This is a genomic window from Brachybacterium epidermidis, from assembly GCF_015209585.1.
Lineage (GTDB): Bacteria > Actinomycetota > Actinomycetes > Actinomycetales > Dermabacteraceae > Brachybacterium > Brachybacterium epidermidis.
Genome location: NZ_JADEYR010000004.1, coordinates 91095 through 108693 on the forward strand (window position 1 = coordinate 91095; position 17599 = coordinate 108693).

General features: G+C 70.9%; 17 protein-coding genes and 1 pseudogene. 12 read left to right on the forward strand and 6 right to left on the reverse strand.

Annotated elements, in window-relative coordinates:
• Entirely contained in the window at window positions 1-633 is a 633-nt protein-coding gene (locus IOE58_RS05775) for a M15 family metallopeptidase (protein WP_348981888.1), read from the forward strand.
• Here the strand turns inward: IOE58_RS05775 and IOE58_RS05780 are convergent.
• Genes IOE58_RS05780 through IOE58_RS05790 form a run of 3 tightly spaced genes read right to left on the reverse strand, consistent with a single transcriptional unit; the run spans window position 618 to window position 3621 of the window.
• Window positions 618-1385 carry a class I SAM-dependent methyltransferase gene (locus IOE58_RS05780; RefSeq protein WP_193865457.1) on the reverse strand — a complete coding sequence of 256 codons (768 nt, stop codon included), beginning with the start codon at window positions 1383-1385 and terminating at the stop codon, window positions 618-620. The genes IOE58_RS05775 and IOE58_RS05780 overlap by 16 nt on opposite strands.
• Window positions 1386-1396: 11 nt before the next feature.
• Complete coding sequence (locus IOE58_RS05785; protein WP_193865458.1) at window positions 1397-2959, reverse strand: hypothetical protein; 1563 nt, start codon at window positions 2957-2959, stop codon at window positions 1397-1399.
• Entirely contained in the window at window positions 2956-3621 is a 666-nt protein-coding gene (locus IOE58_RS05790; protein WP_193865459.1) for an ABC transporter ATP-binding protein, read from the reverse strand. Before IOE58_RS05790 ends, IOE58_RS05785 begins: the two co-directional genes overlap by 4 nt.
• Window positions 3622-3935: 314 nt before the next feature.
• Between IOE58_RS05790 and IOE58_RS05795 the strand changes: the two genes are divergently transcribed.
• Complete coding sequence (locus tag IOE58_RS05795) at window positions 3936-4487, forward strand: CarD family transcriptional regulator (protein ID WP_228019065.1); 552 nt, start codon at window positions 3936-3938, stop codon at window positions 4485-4487.
• Between the two features lie 73 nt (window positions 4488-4560).
• On the opposite strand, the gene IOE58_RS05800 is transcribed toward IOE58_RS05795, so the two are convergent.
• Window positions 4561-5898 (reverse strand): MFS transporter, encoded by a 1338-nt coding sequence (locus tag IOE58_RS05800; protein WP_348981889.1) that lies wholly within the window; start codon window positions 5896-5898, stop codon window positions 4561-4563.
• A 178-nt stretch (window positions 5899-6076) separates the two neighbouring features.
• Between IOE58_RS05800 and IOE58_RS05805 the strand changes: the two genes are divergently transcribed.
• The gene (locus tag IOE58_RS05805) at window positions 6077-6697 is read left to right on the forward strand and encodes an NAD(P)-dependent oxidoreductase (RefSeq protein ID WP_193865460.1); all 621 of its coding nucleotides are present in this window, start codon (window positions 6077-6079) and stop codon (window positions 6695-6697) included.
• Between the two features lie 19 nt (window positions 6698-6716).
• Here the strand turns inward: IOE58_RS05805 and IOE58_RS05810 are convergent, their stop codons facing one another.
• Window positions 6717-7394: an SRPBCC domain-containing protein gene (locus IOE58_RS05810; RefSeq protein ID WP_193865461.1), complete on the reverse strand. Its 678-nt coding sequence runs from the start codon at window positions 7392-7394 to the stop codon at window positions 6717-6719.
• A gap of 237 nt (window positions 7395-7631) precedes the next feature.
• On the opposite strand from IOE58_RS05810, the gene IOE58_RS05815 reads away from it, so the two are divergent.
• From IOE58_RS05815 to IOE58_RS05850, 8 genes and pseudogenes are all read left to right on the forward strand, one after another.
• Window positions 7632-8369, forward strand: a complete 738-nt coding sequence (locus IOE58_RS05815; protein ID WP_193865462.1) for an HAD family hydrolase — start codon at window positions 7632-7634, stop codon at window positions 8367-8369.
• Window positions 8366-10906 carry a glycoside hydrolase family 65 protein gene (locus tag IOE58_RS05820; RefSeq protein WP_193865463.1) on the forward strand — a complete coding sequence of 847 codons (2541 nt, stop codon included), beginning with the start codon at window positions 8366-8368 and terminating at the stop codon, window positions 10904-10906. Before IOE58_RS05815 ends, IOE58_RS05820 begins: the two co-directional genes overlap by 4 nt.
• A gap of 232 nt (window positions 10907-11138) precedes the next feature.
• A pseudogene (locus IOE58_RS05825) lies at window positions 11139-11813 on the forward strand (YihY/virulence factor BrkB family protein); the annotation flags it as partial.
• Window positions 11814-12128: 315 nt separating this feature from the next.
• A complete protein-coding gene (gene def, locus IOE58_RS05830) occupies window positions 12129-12695 on the forward strand; it encodes a peptide deformylase (protein WP_193865464.1) in 567 nt (188 codons plus the stop codon).
• A gap of 29 nt (window positions 12696-12724) precedes the next feature.
• Window positions 12725-13150, forward strand: coding sequence for a Rieske (2Fe-2S) protein (locus tag IOE58_RS05835; RefSeq protein WP_193865465.1), 426 nt, complete (start codon window positions 12725-12727; stop codon window positions 13148-13150).
• Window positions 13151-13177: 27 nt separating this feature from the next.
• The gene (trmB, locus tag IOE58_RS05840; RefSeq protein WP_193865466.1) at window positions 13178-13990 is read left to right on the forward strand and encodes a tRNA (guanosine(46)-N7)-methyltransferase TrmB; all 813 of its coding nucleotides are present in this window, start codon (window positions 13178-13180) and stop codon (window positions 13988-13990) included.
• The gene (locus tag IOE58_RS05845; protein ID WP_193865467.1) at window positions 13987-15036 is read left to right on the forward strand and encodes an LCP family protein; all 1050 of its coding nucleotides are present in this window, start codon (window positions 13987-13989) and stop codon (window positions 15034-15036) included. The genes trmB and IOE58_RS05845 overlap by 4 nt, the downstream gene beginning before the upstream one ends.
• Before the next feature lie 70 nt (window positions 15037-15106).
• Window positions 15107-15472: a DUF4235 domain-containing protein gene (locus IOE58_RS05850; protein ID WP_193865468.1), complete on the forward strand. Its 366-nt coding sequence runs from the start codon at window positions 15107-15109 to the stop codon at window positions 15470-15472.
• Between the two features lie 71 nt (window positions 15473-15543).
• On the opposite strand, the gene phoU is transcribed toward IOE58_RS05850, so the two are convergent.
• Entirely contained in the window at window positions 15544-16218 is a 675-nt protein-coding gene (gene phoU, locus IOE58_RS05855) for a phosphate signaling complex protein PhoU (RefSeq protein ID WP_193865469.1), read from the reverse strand.
• Window positions 16219-16395: 177 nt separating this feature from the next.
• Between phoU and IOE58_RS05860 the strand changes: the two genes are divergently transcribed.
• On the forward strand, window positions 16396-17595 hold the full coding sequence (locus IOE58_RS05860) for a sensor histidine kinase (protein ID WP_193865470.1): 1200 nt from the start codon (window positions 16396-16398) through the stop codon (window positions 17593-17595).
• The last annotated feature ends 4 nt before the right edge of the window (window positions 17596-17599 follow it).

The following is a 17599-nucleotide window of genomic DNA, read 5'->3' on the forward strand; positions in this document are numbered from 1 at the left end:
GTGCTGCTCCTCTCAGACCCTCGCCTGCTGGAGATACCGGTGGAGGACACCGGTGAGCCGCTCATCGATCTCACGGATGTCTCCGACCTGAGGATCGATGACCGCAAGGCCGATCCGGAGGGCGCGTGGCGCAGGCTCCGCCGGAAAGTGGCCGAGCGACTGCTGATCGCGCGCAGGGCGCTTCCCGATCGGTTCGACCTGCTGTTCATCGAGGGCTACCGCCCTACCGGGCTCCAGAGCCAGTACTTCAGCGAGTATCTGTCCCACCTCATGGCGCAGGATCCCGGCCTGAGCGAGCACGCCGCCCGCATCGAGGCCAGCAAGTACATCTCGCCGGTCGAGGTCGCCCCGCACCCGTGCGGAGCCGCCGTCGATCTGACACTGACCGAGAACGGCATCGAGGTGGACATGGGCACCCCTGTGAACCAGACGCCGGAGGACAGCGCGGGCGCATGCGTCATGAGTGCCGAGAACATCTCTCCGGGCGCCCGACGGGCACGGCAGATCCTGACCGAGGCCATGGACGCAGCCGGCTTCGTGAACTACGAGCCGGAATGGTGGCACTGGTCCTACGGCGATCGGATCTGGGCCGCACGCACGGATGCTCCGTCCGCGCTCTACGCACCCCTCTGAGAACGAGGTCCCCCACCTCCCGAGCGCGCCCGAGGGCGATGCGGGTGCTCCGGTGGCTTCTGCCAGGCGAGCGTCACGCGGAAGCCCTCGCGGCGCCGCAGCCGCGCACCAGGAAGCACGGCACGGGTGCGCGTGCGCAGTTCCGCGAACCCCATGGCGGGGTCGCGAACGGGCATGTCGGTGTCGATCGATTCTGCTGTGGCCGGTCGGGGATGCTTGATCAGGCCGATGACGGGGTTCGCCAGAACGTTCAGGGCGTCCCAGGCCGTGTCGAGGGGCCCGCGCGAGGCGGTGAGCGCCACGACCAGCAGGTGCCCGCCGGGGCGCAGCAGGCCATCAGCCGCGGCGAGAGCGCGTTCCAGGTCCATGTGGTGGAGCGAGGCCACCATGGTGATGGCGTCGTAGCGGGCGGTCGCGCGGTTGCTGTCACCCGCCCCGCCGCAGGTGATCTCCTCGAAGGACGCCCGGTGGATGCGCACCCGTGGGTCGCCCCGAAAACGGGCATCTGCGACCTCGGCCATCATCGGGTCGGGGTCGATGCCGTCCACCCTCGGTATCCGCTCGGCGAGCACTGCGACCAGGTCACCGCGACCGCAGCCGACGTCGAGCACGGACTCACACCGACTCGGCAGGGCGCGCAGGATCCACCGGTGGAAGTGCTGGTTGTGGTCCCACGGGTGACGGTCGTTCAGCCGCTTCAGCGACCGGACGGCACCGCGGATCAACGGATTCGGGGTGGTGCGGAGGTCCATCGCCTCTCCTCTCAGCTGCGCAGCTCGCGGAAGCGGGAGCGGGTCATCAGCACGATCCCCAGCACCAGCAGCACGACACCGAGCAGCAGCCACAGCGCGCCCATCGTCCCTCCCACCGCCAGCAGCCCGCCTGCCATCAGGGCCAGCAGGATCGCGTCGGACTGCCACACCAGCATCGGGAACACCGAGAGGTCGCCCTGCGCAGTGGGCATCGGGGTGGCCAGCTGCAGCGGCATCGGCCCCTTGGCGGCGGCATGCACCCGCAGCGCCACCAGCACGGGTGCCAGCGCCACCGGCACCAGCACAGCCGCCGGCACCGCAGCGCCTCCGCCCCCATCACTGCCGACAGCAGCGCCGGTCGACCACAGGGACACCACTCCTCCCAGGGCGCCCACCGCCCCGAGCAGCAGCGTCGGCGCGAGGAAGTGCAGCACGGCCTGCACCGCCGCGCTCTGCCCCAGCAGCGCCGGCGCGCCGAGAGTGTGGACGGCATGCCGGATGCCGTCGACGAAGGAGCTGCTGGCGGCCCAGGCGCCGAGCGTGCCGACGGCGATCGCGGTCCAGGCCAGCGGCCCGGTCCCCAGCAGACCCCAGCCGAGTGCGCAGGCCGACAGACCCGCACCGAGCACGCCGATCACCGAGCGCTCCGGGGTGCGCAGCCAGGCGACGGCGTCGCGTCGGGCGTAGAGCAGGACCATGGGTCCCCCTCCTATCGCGGGCAGGCGACGACCGGTGCTGGCCCGCGCCCGGAAGGTGCCGGCGGCCGCGGTGAGGTCCCCGGTGGTGGCGGAGGTGGAGGCCGTCTCCCAGCGCATCGCCTGCTCCAGCAGCACTGCGCCGCGCAGCCGGTCCAGGCCCGGCACGCAGGCCGCGACCGCGAGGGTTCCGATGGCGATCAGCCCGATCGCCCAGGCTGCGGAGTCACCGCCCGCCAGTGGGTAGGCGGCGCCGGGGCCGATGGGGACGGGCACCGCCGCGCACAGCACACCCAGCAGGGCGAGCACGACCGCCAGGATCCGCCGCGGGGTGCCCCTCAGCAGCTCCCCCAGGAACCAGCAGGCGCCCTGCAGCAGACCGGTCCCCACGGATGCGAGCAGGAACCAGGCTGCTGCCTGCAGGTCAGTGCGCCCCACCGTGAGCAGGGTGATGCCGATGAGCGCAGCCACGGTGGTGCACCCCGTCACCGGCACCAGCACAGAGCGCACGAACGGCCGCCACAGCACGGCACGGCGACGGATCGGTCCTGCCGCAAGGGTGGTGGTGAAGAACGGCGCCAGCAGCGCCGGGCCGCGCACGGCCCCGACCAGCAGGAGCGCAGCCGCTGCCATCAGCGCCACCGCAGTGGCCGTCCTCGGGGCGGCATCGGCAAGCAGCACGGGGACCACGTCCGGCCGGGCCAGTCCCATGCCGATCGCCCTCAGCACGGGGATGACCAGCACCGCGATGCTCAGCACCACCAGGTAGACCAGGTAGGCGATGTCGGTGCGGCTACGGGCCCCTCGGCGGGAGGCCCAGATGCTGCGGATCGCCTCCAGCGAGGCCCGCTGCTCGCGCTTGTCGACGGCGGAGCTCACTCCTGGATCTCCAGCACCTCGGTGGCCAGCTCCTGCACCAGGCGCGGGCTGTGACTGGCGATCACCAGCGCGGCGCCGTCCTGTGCACGCCGCTGCAGAGCACCCATCACCAGTCCCAGGCGATCAGGATCCAGCCTCTGCTCGGGTTCGTCCAGCACCAGCACGTCGAAGGGGCGCGCCAGCGTGAGGGCGATGGCGACCAGCTGGCTCTGCCCGCTGGAGAGCTCATGGGGGTACCGGGCGCCGAGCTGCGCGATGCCCAGCTCCGCCAGCTGCTCCTCGGACCGGGTGCTCGCGTCCTTCGCCCGCACACCCCAGGTCGCGGCGATGAACTGCAGGTGCTCGGCGATGGTGAGGTCCCGGGCTGTCTGCGGGGGGCCGATCAGCGCGGCGAGGCTGCGGCGGAAAGAGCGGTCCCGGTCATCCGGCACCCGGCCCCGGACCAGCACCTGCCCGGAGGTGCGCTCGAGGATCCGGGCGATGGTGCGCAGCAGCGGCGTCGTCCCGGCGCCGTTCGGCCCGGTCACGGCGAGGATCCCGCCGGGATCGACCGATCCGGTGGCCTCCACCAGCAGCACCGCGCCGTCGAACACCACACCGACCTGGTCGATCAGCACGGCAGGTCCGTCAGGGCGGGCGGCGTCGGGGTTGGGTGGGGTCATGGTCCCATTCCACCCCATTCGGTCCACGGAGCGATCCGACCTCGGTCGACACATTCCCGACCGAGGTCGACAGCCCCCAGGGGGGTGCATGCGCACTCAGAAATGTCACCCTCTGGATTTCACGTCAGAAACATGGGATGATGATGACGCTCCGTCACAAGTGTCGTCGGCCTGAACACGCAGGTCGACAGACATTCGCGCCATCCCGCCCTGTCTCCCCGCCCCATGGGCCGCCCGCAGGAGCCCGATCGGCCGCCCCGGACCCAGCAGCCGGAGTGCCGACGGAGCGTTCGTCCCTTCGAGGAGGTTCTCTCGTGCCCGCAGCAACCACCGCCGCCCGTCAGCCCATCGACACCCCCTCCCTCGAGGTGGGGTCGGTCCTCGCTCATCCCGTGCACGGACCCGTGCGCGTGCTCTCCGTGCGCAAGCGCCGTGTGCGCGGGACACCCACGACCTACGTCGAGCTGGAGGTGGTGGGCGAGGACATGCGGATCTCGGTCGCGCTGGGACGCTCCGTGGACGTGGGGCTGCGCAGCCTGCTGGCGGAGGACCAGATCCTGGAGGTGCTCGATCAGCTCGCCCAGCCGTCCCCGCCCCCGCCGACACGCAAGGAGACCTGGGCCCGTCGGATGAAGCAGCTCGAGATGCGGGCACAGTCGCGCTCGCTCACGGAGCGCGTGGGCGTGGTGCGCCAGATCCTGCGCGAATCTGGCGCGACGCCTTCGAGCCTGTCCGAGCGTCGCCTGCTGCGCTCCGCGCTCACCCCTCTGGCAGCCGAGATCGCGATCGCCCGCGGCATCGACATCGAATCAGCCCGCGAGCTCATGATCGACGCCGCTCTTCCGGAGCATACTCAGGCCGCCTGAGCGCACCGCCGGAGACCTGCACCCGGGCTTCCCGGCCCCCCCACGTCCCGCATTCGCCCGGTGCCCTCGTTCCTCAGGGAGCGGGCCCATCGCCCTTCCCCGGAGCCCTCCCCCGCCCCGGCGGAGTGGCCCGCGGCAGCACCCGGGCCAGCTGCGCCGCTCCGCCCAGGCACAGCGCACCGGTGACTGCGGCCGCGGCGGTCATCGGTGCCACCAGCACGATCCCCGCCACCAGCAGCGGCGCCACCAGTCCGCCGGCACCCATCATGGTGTTCCACCAGGACAGGTAGCGGGTGCGGCCGTGCACCGGGGACACGTCGATGCCCAGGGTCATCACGATGCCCGATCCCAGCCCGTTGCCCAGGGCGATCAGCATGCTGGGCAGCAGCAGTGCCAGCAGTGCCGTGGTGTGCCCGCCGCCCACCGCAGCGCCACCGGCGACCGCCAGGGCGAGGTAGCCGATGCCCATGAGCCCGGCACACGGCACGGCCACGGCCGCCCGGCCGAAGCGGTCCATCAGCACCCCAGCGGGGATCACCAGCAGGATTTCCACCACGGCCGAGACCCCGAACACGATCGAGATCCACATGGCGTCCAGTCCCAGACGCTCCCCCAGCAGCGGGAGGATCACGGGATTGTTCACCCGTGCCATCATCACCGGCGCGATCCCCACGCACACCAGCAGCATCCGCGTCAGCACGGCGCGGGTGAGGCGGATCCGGGTGGGGCTGCGCGGGACGTGCTCGCGATGACGGCGCACGGGTGCGCTGCGCCTCTCACCGGCGGGCAGGAACACGGCCACCATCACGGTCGCGGCCAGGGTCATCACTGCGTACAGCAGGAACACCCCGGTCATGGATCCTGCGGCGAGCACCGCCGCGCCGCCGAGGGGGCCGATCACCTGGCCCACCCGGATCATGCCGCCGAACATCGTCATCCCGCGGGCCCGCATCGAGGCGGGCAGCGCGGTGCCCAGGTACGACTGCCTGCCCAGCATCCACACCTGGGAGCAGCCGGCCATCACCACCAGCATCCCGATCAGGGTGGCCCTGTGCGCGATTCCGCCGGTGCCCTCCAGCGCCGGGGTGAGCACGAGATACGCCGCCAGGCTCGCCAGCACCAGGAGCCCGCCGGAGGCCACCAGTGCGGTCCTGGCCCCGACCCTCCCGATCAGCCTGCCGGAGGGGATGGGCCCCAGGAACGCCGCCAGCCCGAACACCACTGTGAGGGAGGCGGCCTGCGCCTCGCTGAAGTCCAGGCGCAGGGCCAGCAGGGTGACCACGGGCATCAGGGCCGCCTGCCCGATGAACTGCAGCAGGGTGGGGACGTAGATCGAGGGTGCCAGTGCCCGGATCACCTGGGACGCGCTGCGTCCGGGCTGCTCCTGGGCAGTGGCGGGCGGCTCGGTCACCGATCGAGTCTCCCACCGGTCACCCGGCCCACCAAAAACGTCGGCACCTCTGCTGGACGGCAGTACCGGCAGATCTCCCCATGGCCACCAGCGGTCGCCCCGTGGTCACCCGCGGCCGCCCCGTGGTGGCCTGCGGGCGGGCAGCGCACACCGCCCAGCAGACGGATACATTGGCCCGATGGCACAGCAGACCCTCACCGTGATCGGAGCCGACGACCCCCTGGGCGAGGCCGTGGTGCGCGAGGCCCTGGTGCGGGGCCTGCGCGTGCGTGCCACCGCACCGCTGCCGCGTCGGGTGCCCCGCCTCTCGCCCGAACTGGAGGTCCTGCGCGCCGAGAGCGGCAGCCAGGAGGATCTGGAACCCGCCGTGCGCGGCGCGGACGGCGTGGTCCTGGCACTCACCCCGCAGCTGGTGCACGATGCGACGATGCTGGCCACCGATGCGGCGATCGCCGCCGTGCGGGCCATGCGGGCCGTCGGCGCCCAGCGCCTGGTCGGGGTCTCCAGCACGGAGCTGTCCGACTCGTCACGCCTGTGGGGCCCACTGCGGCGGCGCCTGCACCATGGTGGGCTGCAGGATCTGCGCCGCCTGGAACGACTGCTGGCGGGCAGCGGACTGGACTGGACCGTGCTGCGCGCAGGCCGCACCACGGACCTGCTGGGCACCCGGGAGCAGGTGGTGGGATCCGCACTGGAGCAGGGCGATCGGACGCTGCCCCGGGAGGATCTGGCGCGTGCGCTGGTGGATCAGGCCCTCGCAGAGGGCAGGGAGCCGCGCATCCTCACCGTCACCGCCTGAACTGCGGCCCCAGGGGGGCTCAGCCCTCCGGCGTCATGCCTGCCATGGCCGGGGGATCCTCCTGACAGGCGCGGGAGGTCGCCAGCTCGCCGCGGCGCGCCGATGCCTCGTCGACCCCGGCCGCGAGCGCCTCCGCGGCCCAACGCACCGACCACGCCTGCAGGTGCGCGGCACCGTCAGGACCCTCCAGCCACTGCGGGGTGGGCATCGGCACGCAGTCGCCGCAGGTGCTCCAGCCGCCGGTACGAGAGGCCAGGGCCATCACGGCGATCTCCCAGTGGATGGCGGCCGCACCGGGCCCGTAGCGATCGAAGTCCTCGCGGTCGATCAGGGTGGTGTGGGTCAGGCGAAGGCTGGTGGTGCCGTCGTCCTCCGGGTCCAGGCGGATCTGCAGAGGATCGGCCTCGCCATCCTTCTCGCAGGTCAGGGAGAGCTTGTGGGGCTCGACGAGCTCGAGCACCTGCCCCTGGGTGCCATCGGCCAGGCGGTAGCGACCGCCTTCGGACAGCGACCCGTTGAGCTGCCCGTACCAGTGGGCCAGCTCGGAGCGGTCCACCAGCAGCGGCCACAGCTGGGCAGGGGCGAGCGCAAGGTTGCAGGTGAGGGTCAGTGCAGTGCGAACATGCGCGCCCCGCTCCTCGATCTCGAGGCTGCGGCGCACCGCCTCCACGAACGGCAGCGGCTCCGTGTCAGTCATCTTCTCCTCGGAAGGGCCGTACTGCTCCGCACCGGCGCACGCGCGCGGGAGCGGACGCCTTGAGCGTAACGGACCCGGCCCTTCGACGCCACGCTCGGAGAGCCGCTCCGGCATCGGTGCCGGGCGCGGGTACGAGCGTGCACCAGGGTTCGGAGCGTACAGCCGCGTTCGGAGCACACAGCCGGGTTCGGAGCGTGCATCCGGGATGAAGGACCCGAGCCCCGTAGAGTGGCGGCCGTGAGCGACGACAAGACATTCCGGCCTGCCGACTTCACCGCCCACCTCTTCGACCTGGACGGTGTGATCACCCCCACCGCCGAGGTGCACATGCGCGCCTGGGCGCAGATGTTCGGCGATTTCCTCGCCGCGCGCGGGATCAGCGAGCCCTACACCGATGCCGACTACTTCGCGCACGTGGACGGCCGCCCCCGGTACGACGGCGTGCGCACCTTCCTGACCTCCCGCGGCATCGAGCTGCCCGAGGGTCAGGACTCCGATCCCGGCGACCAGACCGCCGGCTCCGAGACCGTACGGGGCCTGGGGAACCGCAAGAACGACCTGGTCCTCACCCTGATCCGCACGGAGGGCGTGACCCCCTACCCAGGCACCGTCCGCTACCTCGACGCACTGCCTGCCGGCTCCCGCCTGGCGATCGTCTCCTCCTCCCGCAACGCGGAGGAGGTGCTGCGCGGTGCCGGCCTGCGGGACCGCTTCGAGTTCGTGGTCGACGGGAACGTGGCTGCCGCAGAGGGCCTGCCCGGCAAGCCGTCCCCGGACACGTTCCAGCATGCCGCCGCGCTGCTCGGGGTGCCCACCACCGCGTCGGTGGTCTACGAGGATGCCGTCTCCGGCGTGCGGGCCGGGGCAGCCGGTGACTTCGGTGCCGTGATCGGAGTGGACCGCGGCGTGGGCGTGGACACCCTCGCCGGTGCCGGTGCCACCGTCGTGGTGCAGGACCTGGAGGAGCTGGCATGAACCGCCTGCGCTCGGTCCCCCACGATCCCGTCGATCGTGCCCACCTGCCGCTGGACGAATGGCGGCTGGTCGAGAGCCGGCCGGGCGCGGATCTCGGGCTGCTGGAGACCCTCTTCGCCACCGCGAACGGCTTCATGGGCATGCGCGGCACTCCGGAGGAGGGTCGTGACGTGGGCTCCCACGGCACCTTCCTCAACGGCTTCCACGAGACGTGGCGCATCAACCACGCCGAATCCGCCTACGGCTTCGCCAAGGTGGGCCAGACCATGATCTCGGTGCCCGACTCCTCGCCCATCAAGCTGTACGTGGACGACGAGCCGCTGCTGCTGTCGATCGCGGACCTGGTGGAGTACGAGCGGTGGATCGACTTCCGCGAGGGCGTGCTGTGGCGCGACCTGGTGTGGCGCACGCCCGCCGGCAAGCACGTGCGGGTGCGCTCCAGCCGCATGGTCTCCTTCGAGCAGCGCCATCTCGCGCTGATGACGATGGAGGTGACGATGCTGGACGGCTCCGCGCCGGTGGCGATCTCCTCCCAGATCGTCAACCGGCAGGACGCCACCGACGAGTTCGGCCACGGCACCGGCCCGGTCACCGACAAGCACGACCCGCGGCAGACCACGGCGTTCACCCATCGGGTGCTCGAGCCGCAGCAGGACTGGCACAGCGAGCGCCGGATGCTGCTGGGCTACCGGGTCGCGGCCTCCGGGATGACCCTGGCCGTCGGCGCGGACCACGAGGTGGAGTCCGAGGCCGAGGTGGAGCGGCTGATCGACACCATGCCCGATCTGGGCCGAGCCGTGTTCCGGGCGAACCTGGAGGAGGGCCAGTCGATCACGGTGCGCAAGGCCGTCACCTACCACTCCTCCCGCTCGGTCCCCCACCGCGAGCTGTTCGACCGCTGCCGTCGGACCCTGGACCGCATCCGCTCCGAGGGCTTCGCCCCGCAGTACGCGGACCAGCGCGCCTACCTGGAGGACTTCTGGCGCAGATCGGACGTGCAGCTGCCGGGCCAGCCGGTGGAGCAGCAGGCCACCCGCTGGTGCCTGTTCCAGCTGGCACAGGCCTCGGCCCGCTCGGACCAGTGGGGGATCCCCGCCAAGGGAGTGACCGGCTCCGGGTACGAGGGCCACTACTTCTGGGACACCGAGATCTACGTGGTCCCGTTCCTGATCTTCACCTCCCCCTCCTGGGCCCGCAACGCGCTGCGGTTCCGATCGAACCTGCTGCCCAAGGCCCGGGAGCGGGCACGCGAGCTGAACCAGCGCGGTGCGATGTTCCCCTGGCGCACCATCAACGGCGACGAGGCCTCCGCGTACTACGCGGCCGGCACCGCCCAGTACCACATCAACGCCGACGTCGCCTATGCGTTCTCCCTGTACACCGACATCACCGGCGACATGGACTTCCAGCATCGCGACGGGGTGCGGGTGCTGGTGGAGACAGCCCGCATGTGGTCCGATCTCGGCTTCTGGCGCGTCACGGCGGAGGGCGACTCCAGCTTCCACATCCACGGGGTGACCGGGCCGGACGAGTACACCACCGTGGTGAACAACAACATGTTCACCAACGTGATGGCCCGGTACAACCTGCGCCGCGCAGCCCGGGCGGTGCGCGAGCTGCGCGATGCGGACCCGGGCGGCCTGGAGGCACTGGTCTCCGAGCTCGAGCTGGACATGCTGGAGCTGGAGCAGTGGGAGGCGTGCGCCGACGGCATGCACATCGCCAAGGACGAGGCGCTCGGCATCCACCTGCAGGAGGACCGCTTCCTGGAGCGGGAGGTGTGGGACCTCTCCAGCACCCCGCAGGAGTTCTTCCCGCTGCTGCTGCACTACCACCCGCTGGTGATCTACCGCTTCCAGGTGCTCAAGCAGGCCGATGTGGTGCTGGCCCTGTTCCTGCGCGGGGCGGAGTTCACCGCAGAGGAGAAGCGCGCGGACTTCGAGTACTCCGACCCGATCACCACCGGCGACTCCTCGCTCTCGGCCGTGGTGCAGTCGATCATGGCCGCCGAGGTGGGGCACCAGAAGGCCGCCCTGGACTACTTCCGCGCCGGCCTCTTCGTGGACCTGAGCGACCTGCACGGCAACACCTCCGACGGCGTGCACATCGCCTCCGCGGGCGGGGTGTGGAACGCCCTGGTGCACGGCTTCGGCGGCATGCGGCAGGAGAACGGCCAGCTGTCCTTCGACCCGCGGCTGCCGGAGTCCTGGCCCGAGCTGTCGTTCCCGCTGACGGTGCGCGGCTCGCTGTTCCGGGTCCGCATCACCCGCAAGCAGATCGCGTTCACGCTGGAGGAGGGGGAGGAGCTCGAGGTGACGGTGCGCGGCGAGACGGTGAGGATCACCGAGGGCGGGGCAGCCGTGGAGCTGGCGGACCAGGGGCCGATCCTGGACGATTCGGTGCTGTCCTCCCCGGTGGGGCTGGGTGACGAGCGCGCCGACGGCTCCATCGTGACCTCGTTCGTGCCGAAGGATCCCGATGACCCGTGGGAGTATCCCGTCTACACGGATCCTGACGACATCATCGAGTCCGTCTGACCCAGGAACGGGCACGGAAGGACACCCACCCCGAGGAGACGCCGATGACGCCCAGCCGTCACGGCGGAAGGCCCCGGGGGCGCAGTGAAGGAGAACGGCGGTGAGCGAGTCACGTCGACAGCAGCGCAGACCTGTCGTCGAGTACGAGCGGCCCCGCCTGAGTGTGCTGTACGTGCTGCACCGGGTGCGGATGCGCCTGCTGGACATCCAGGTGTGGGACGTGGCCGGCACCATGACCTTCTACACCGTGCTGTCGGTGTTCCCGGGCGCGGTGGCGATGGTGTCCCTGGTCTCGATGATCGGAGTGGAGGCCCAGACCATCCGCACTGTCTCCACACTGCTCAACGAGATCTTCCCGACCCTGGACCCCCGCCCGTTCACGCGGGCGATCCTGGCGGTCGCCGACACCGACGGCGGAGCCTGGGGCCTTGCCCTGGGCACCCTGGGGGCACTGATCTCCGCCTCCAACGGGGTGGCGGCCTTCCACCGTGCGATGCACCGCGTCTACGACACCCGCGAGGGGCGGCCGTTCCTGTGGTTCCGCACCATCGTCCTCGGCGAGACCGTGCTGCTGATCGCGGTGGTGCTGCTGTCGATCGGGATGGTGGTGGTCGGCGGTGAGGCCTCCCAGAGACTGGGGGAACTGATCGGCATCCCCCAGATCGCCTTCGACAGCTGGAACCTCGTGAAGTGGCCGATCCTGCTGTTCATCCTGATCATCGGGGTGTCGATGGCCTACTACCTGTTCCCCAACGTGCGCCTGCCGCGGTACCGACTCATCACCCTGGGCTCGACGCTGACGGTCCTGGTCCTGTTCGGGTCGGCGCTGACCGTGGGGCAGCTGATGGTGTACGCCACGCGCTTCACCGAGGTGCTGACCGCCCTGAACGGCCTGATCGCGATCCTGCTGATGCTGTGGGTGGGGAACATCGTGATAGTGGCCGGCGCCTCCCTGGACGCGGAATTCCTGCGCGCCCGGCAGATCGCGGCCGGGCTCGAGGCCTGGCACGCCATCGAGCTCGACCCCCATGCCACCCACAGCCTCGACTACCTCGCTGCCGATGCCGTCGCCGCCGAGGAGATCGGGCGGGCGGTGGCCGACTCGGCGCGCACCGACAGCCGCTGCGCCGTCGACGCAGCGCCTGGATCGTCGAGTCCGGAGCCGCTCGCGGTGCGCCCCGGGCCGCTCCCCGCCTCCCCGACCCGAAGGAGAGAACGACGCATGAGCGTGCGCCCCATCACGATCATCGGCCATCGCGCCCTCGAGCAGCGCACCCGCAAGGTGCGCGAGATCACCGAGGACATCCGCGAGCTGGTGGCCGACATGTTCGAGACCAATGACGCGGCCGACGGCGCCGGCCTGGCCGCGCCCCAGGTGGGATCGCGCTGGCGGCTGTTCGTGTACTCGTGTCCGGATGCCTCCGACACCCTGCGCCGCGGCGTCGTGATCAACCCTCGCCTGGAGCGCTTCGGCGGGCTCGAACTCGACGAGGAGACCATCGAGGGCTGCCTCTCGGTGCCCGGCGAGGGCTACCCCACCGCACGCCACCGTGGCGCGCGGGTGCACGGCATCGACCTGGAGGGCGCGCCGGTCGTGGTCGAGGACGAGGGCGGGGTGCTGGCCCGGGCACTGCAGCACGAGGTGGACCACCTGGAGGGCTCGCTGTACATCGATCGGCTCTCCCCCGCCCGCCGTCGCGAAGCCCTCGATGCGGTCTCCGCCCGCGGGTGGCGCTCCCGGGGGCTGCTGACGTGGGATCCCCGACTCACGAGTGCCGAGGACGTCTGAGCTCCCGCCGGAGTGTCTATCCTGGATGGATGGATCGTCCCTGCCTCTCCCGTCGTCGTGCCCTGATGCTGCCCGTCTCCGCTGCGGGGGTGAGCGCAGTCGCCGGCTGCGCCCCGGAGGACGAGGGTTTCGGCAACGGCGCGCCGGTGCGCGCGGAGGGCGGCTCGATACCTCTGGAGGACCTGCCCGAGAACACCGGCACCCTCGTGAACTTCGGCGGCGATCACCCCTTCGTGCTGCTCGTCCGGGGCTCCGGGGACGAGGTCACCGGCTACTCGGGGTACTGCACCCACAACGGCTGCGCCCTGCGGGAGATGGGCGAGGAGCTGGACTGCCCCTGCCACGGCTCCCGCTTCGATGCCACCACCGGTGAGGTGCTGGTGGGCCCGGCCACGATCCATCTGCCCGAGGTCCCGGTCGTGGTCGAGGACGGCCACGTGCGGCGCACCGCCTGAACCGCGCGCCGCACGGACACCGATCCCATGAGCCCCCGTTCCGGCCCGCACCGCCGACAGCGCGAAGTGGTCTCCTTCGTGCGCCGCGGCGCCCGCCTCACGCGCAGCCGCCAGGACTCCTGGGACCGCCTGTCCGACGCCTACGTCCTGGACCTCCCCCGCGGCGATCGCGACACGGTCCCGGCCGACGGCGCACGACTGGACCTCGCTGAGGCGTTCGGGCGCAGCGCCGAGCTGGTGGTCGAGGTGGGCAGCGGCCAGGGCGAGAACATCGCAGCGGCAGCCGCCGCCGCTCCGCAGCGCGACCACCTGGCGGTGGAGGTCTACGTACCGGGCCTGGCCCAGACCCTGGATCGGATCGAGCGGGCGGGGTCACCGCGCAACGTGCGCCTGCTGCCGCTGGACGCCCAGCGCAGCCTCCCCCAGCTGCTTCCCGAGCACTCCGTCTCCGAGCTGTGGGTGTTCTTCCCCGATCCCTGGCACAAGTCCAAGCACCACAAGCGACGCCTGATCAACCCCCCGTTCCTCGACGCCATGGCTCCGCTGCTGACGGAAGGCGCCACGGTGCGCCTGGCCACGGACTGGGCGCACTACGCCGCCCATATGCACCACGTGATGGGAGCGGATCCCCGCTTCGCCTCCCTGCACCCCGATGGCCCCCGCCCCGAGGGCACCACCAGTGATGAGGTGCCCGGGGACCTGCCCGAGACCGGCTGGGCTCCCCGCTTCGAGGGCAGGGTGCTCACCAGCTTCGAGTCCAAGGCACAGGCGGCGGGGCGTCTAGTATGGGATCTCGCCTACACCCGGCTTCCCCGTCATCAGGAGGACGAGCACGGATGAACCCCTCCGACGAGGTCCGCCTCCCCTCCGACTGGGAGGACGGCGACCAGCCCGAGCCCGGCAGGCGCTCCTCGCGCCGCATGGCGCTGATCGGACTGGGAGTGATCACCGCCCTGGTACTGGCTGCCGGCGTGGTGGTGGGCGGCTACCTGCTCTCCGTCCGCAACCAGTACGAGAAGCGCAGCACCGTGTCCATCACCCGCGGCGCCTCCGACGGCGAGCGCCCCGAGCAGGCCGAGGGCACGGGCCGCAACTTCCTGCTGCTGGGCTCCGACAAGAGGTCCGAGGAGGAGGCCGCTGCCTCCGGCGTGACCGGCCAGCGCTCCGACGTGATGATGCTGGTGCACATCAGCGATGACAACCAGGAGGTCTACGTGACCTCCTTCCCCCGCGATCTCTACGTGGACATCCCCGGTCACGGCAAGGACCGCATCAACGCGGCGCTCGCCTTCGGAGGGGTGCCGCTGGCGGTCTCCACGGTGGAGAACTACACAGGCGTGCCGATCGAGCACGTCGCCCTGATCGACTTCGACGGCATCGAGGGTCTGGTGGACTCCCTGGGTGGGATCGAGGTGCAGGTCCCGCAGAGCTTCGAGGCTGACGGCCACCAGTTCACCGAGGGCACTCAGCACATGAACGGCGAGCAGGCCCTCACCTTCGTGCGCCAGCGCAAGCAGTTCGCCGACGGCGACTTCCAGCGCAACCGCAACCAGCAGGCGGTGCTGATGGGGATCGCCGACAAGCTGATCAGCGCGGACACCCTGAGCGATCCGCTGAAGCTGAAGGACACCGTGGGCACCATCTCCCCGTATCTCACCACCGACGAGGGGCTGACCGCCTCGGCGATGGTCGAGCTGGGGCTGTCGATGCGCTCGATCCGCAGCGATGACCTGTACTTCCTGTCCGTCCCCCACGGCGGCCCCTACACCACCAGCGGCGGCGCCAGCGTGGTGGCCACCGAGGAGGGGGAGATGGACAAGCTCCGACAGGCCCTGCGCGAGGACGACATGGGCACCTACTACGCTGAGAACGCCGGGAAGTACTGACCGGCCCCGCCGCCGGCGGCCCCGCCCCGCCGATCCCCGTCCGCACCCGCCTCACCCACTGGAGGACACCGTGGCCAACCCGCTCGTGAAGCTCGCCGTGACCGGCTCCGGAATCGCCGCCGCCATGATCGGCCGCCGCTTGGCCTCAGCAGGCTGGGGTGCGGTCTTCGGTGAGGATCCGCCCAGCGAGCAGTACGCCAAGGACTCCGCGAAGGAGACCAAGAAGCGCCGCAAGCAGGCCAAGAAGGACGGCCTGTCCAAGGCGGAGATCGCAGAGATCCGCGATCCGGCCGAGGACGTCCCGTGGTGGAAGGCGATCCTGTGGACGATCGTCTCCGGCGTCCTGCTGCAGGGGCTGCGCGCGGCCGCGCAGAACGGCACCAAGAAGGGCGCCGACCGCCTCACCCGGCGCCGTCCCCGCCCCAACCGCGGCTGAGGCAGCCGAGCCACGACGAATGCATGAAGCAGGGCCCCGGATCACCGGGGCCCTGCTTCATGCGTTCGCGCTCAGAACTCCGTGACGTCCGTGGCCTGGCCGAGGGTGTCCACGGCATCCCCGGTGACCAGGAAGCCCACGCGGCGCACCAGCGAGACGGCATGGTCGCCGAGGCGCTCGTAGAAGCGGATCAGCAGGGTGAGGTCGACGATCTGGGTGTTCGTGTAGCCCTCGCCCTTCCCGATCTCCCGCGCGATCTCCTGCTGCAGCTCGTCGAGCTCGTCGTCGTTCTTCTCCACCTGCGCGGCCAGCGCCAGGTCGCGATCGGAGATCACCTGGGCCGCGTCGCGCAGCGCGGCCAGCGCGAGGTCGGACATGCGGCGGATCTGCTCGCGGTGCTGCTCGGGCACGGCCAGCTCCGGGTGGCTGCGGCGCGCCACCAGGGCCACGTGGGCGCACAGGTCGCCCATCCGCTCCAGGGAGGAGCTCATGCGCAGGGATGCCACCAGCAGTCGCAGATCGGTGGCCACCGGGGACTGCCGCGCCAGCAGCTCGACGGACTTCGCATCGAGATCGAGCTGGCGCTCGTCGATGTGGGGGTCCGCGGCCACCACCCTCTCCGCCAGGGCGAGGTCGCCGTCCAGCAGGGCGTCGGTGGCGTCCGACAGGGCGCTCTCGACCATCGATGCCATATTGACCAGGTCGTCGACGAGATGCCGAAGGTCGCTCTGATAGGCCTCGCGCATGGTCCGCACTCTTCTTTCGTCGCAGGGGTCGTCAGCTCTCGAGTGTGGCGACAGCGGGTTAACAGCTGTTGCGCCTCGGTGAACGGAGGGAAGAACCGAGGTGAACTCCTCGGCACCGTGCCGCCCTTCACCGGTCTGGTGTCCGATCCTACCCGGGGCACGTCCTAGTCTTGTCTGGTGCCCTCGACGATCATCCTGCTCCTGGCCGGTTCCATCGGCCTGGTGATCGGCTGTGCGGCGGCACTGGCACTAGCGCGTTCGGAGCGGCGCGGTCGCGGCCCGGTCGGCGCCCCGGAGCCGGTGGTGCCCGAGCCGGCCGCGGAGGTGCTCGCGATCCTCTCCTCCGCCTACGTGGTGCTGGACTCCAGCGGGGACGTGCTGCGTGCCTCCCCCCTGGCCTACTCGTACGGGATCGTGCGCGCCACGGGTGGGGACTACCCGCGGCTGGCGAACTCCGAGCTGATGGAGCTGGCGGCCGATGTGGGCCGCAACGGCGGCTACCGCGACGAACGGCTCACCCTGCGTCGTTCCAGCCAGGGTGACTCCGACGCCGTGATCGACGTGCGAATCGGGGCGCTGGGTGAGAACGGGGTCCTGCTGCTGGCGGACGATCTCACCCGAGCGGTGCGGGTGGAGGAGACCCGCCGCGACTTCGTGGCCAACGTGTCCCATGAGCTGAAGACCCCGGTCGGCGCGATCACCCTGCTGGCGGAGACCATGGAGGACGCCGCCGAGGATCCGGACGCGGTGCGCCGCTTCGCCGAGCGCATGCAGACCGAGTCCCGCCGCCTCTCCCACCTGGTGCAGGAGATCATCGAGCTGTCCCGCGTGCAGGGCACCTCCGCCCTCCCCGATGCGGAACCGGTGGAGATCGACGAGATCATCGAGGAGGCCGTGGCGCTGAACCACAACTTCGCGCTGGGCTCCCGGATCACCGTCGCCGTCGGCGGCACCACCGGGCTGCGGGTGTTCGGCTCCGCCTCGATGCTCACCACCGCCGTGTCCAACCTGATCTCCAACGCGATCACCTACTCCGACGCGGACACCCGGATCGGGGTGTCCGTGCGTCGGGACGGCGGGATGGTGGAGCTGTCGGTGAAGGACCAGGGGATCGGGATCTCCAAGGAGAACCTGGAGCGGGTGTTCGAGAGGTTCTTCCGGGTGGATCGCGCACGGTCACGGGACACCGGGGGGTCCGGGCTGGGGCTCGCGATCGTCAAGCACATCGCCACCGATCACGGGGGTGAGGTCACCGCCTGGTCGATGGCGGGCCAGGGGTCCACGTTCACCCTGCGCATCCCCGAGATGGGGAGCACCGGCGCCGTCACCGTCGGCGGTGCCGCATCGCGTACCGTGGACGTGGACGAGGGTCCGTGAGTAG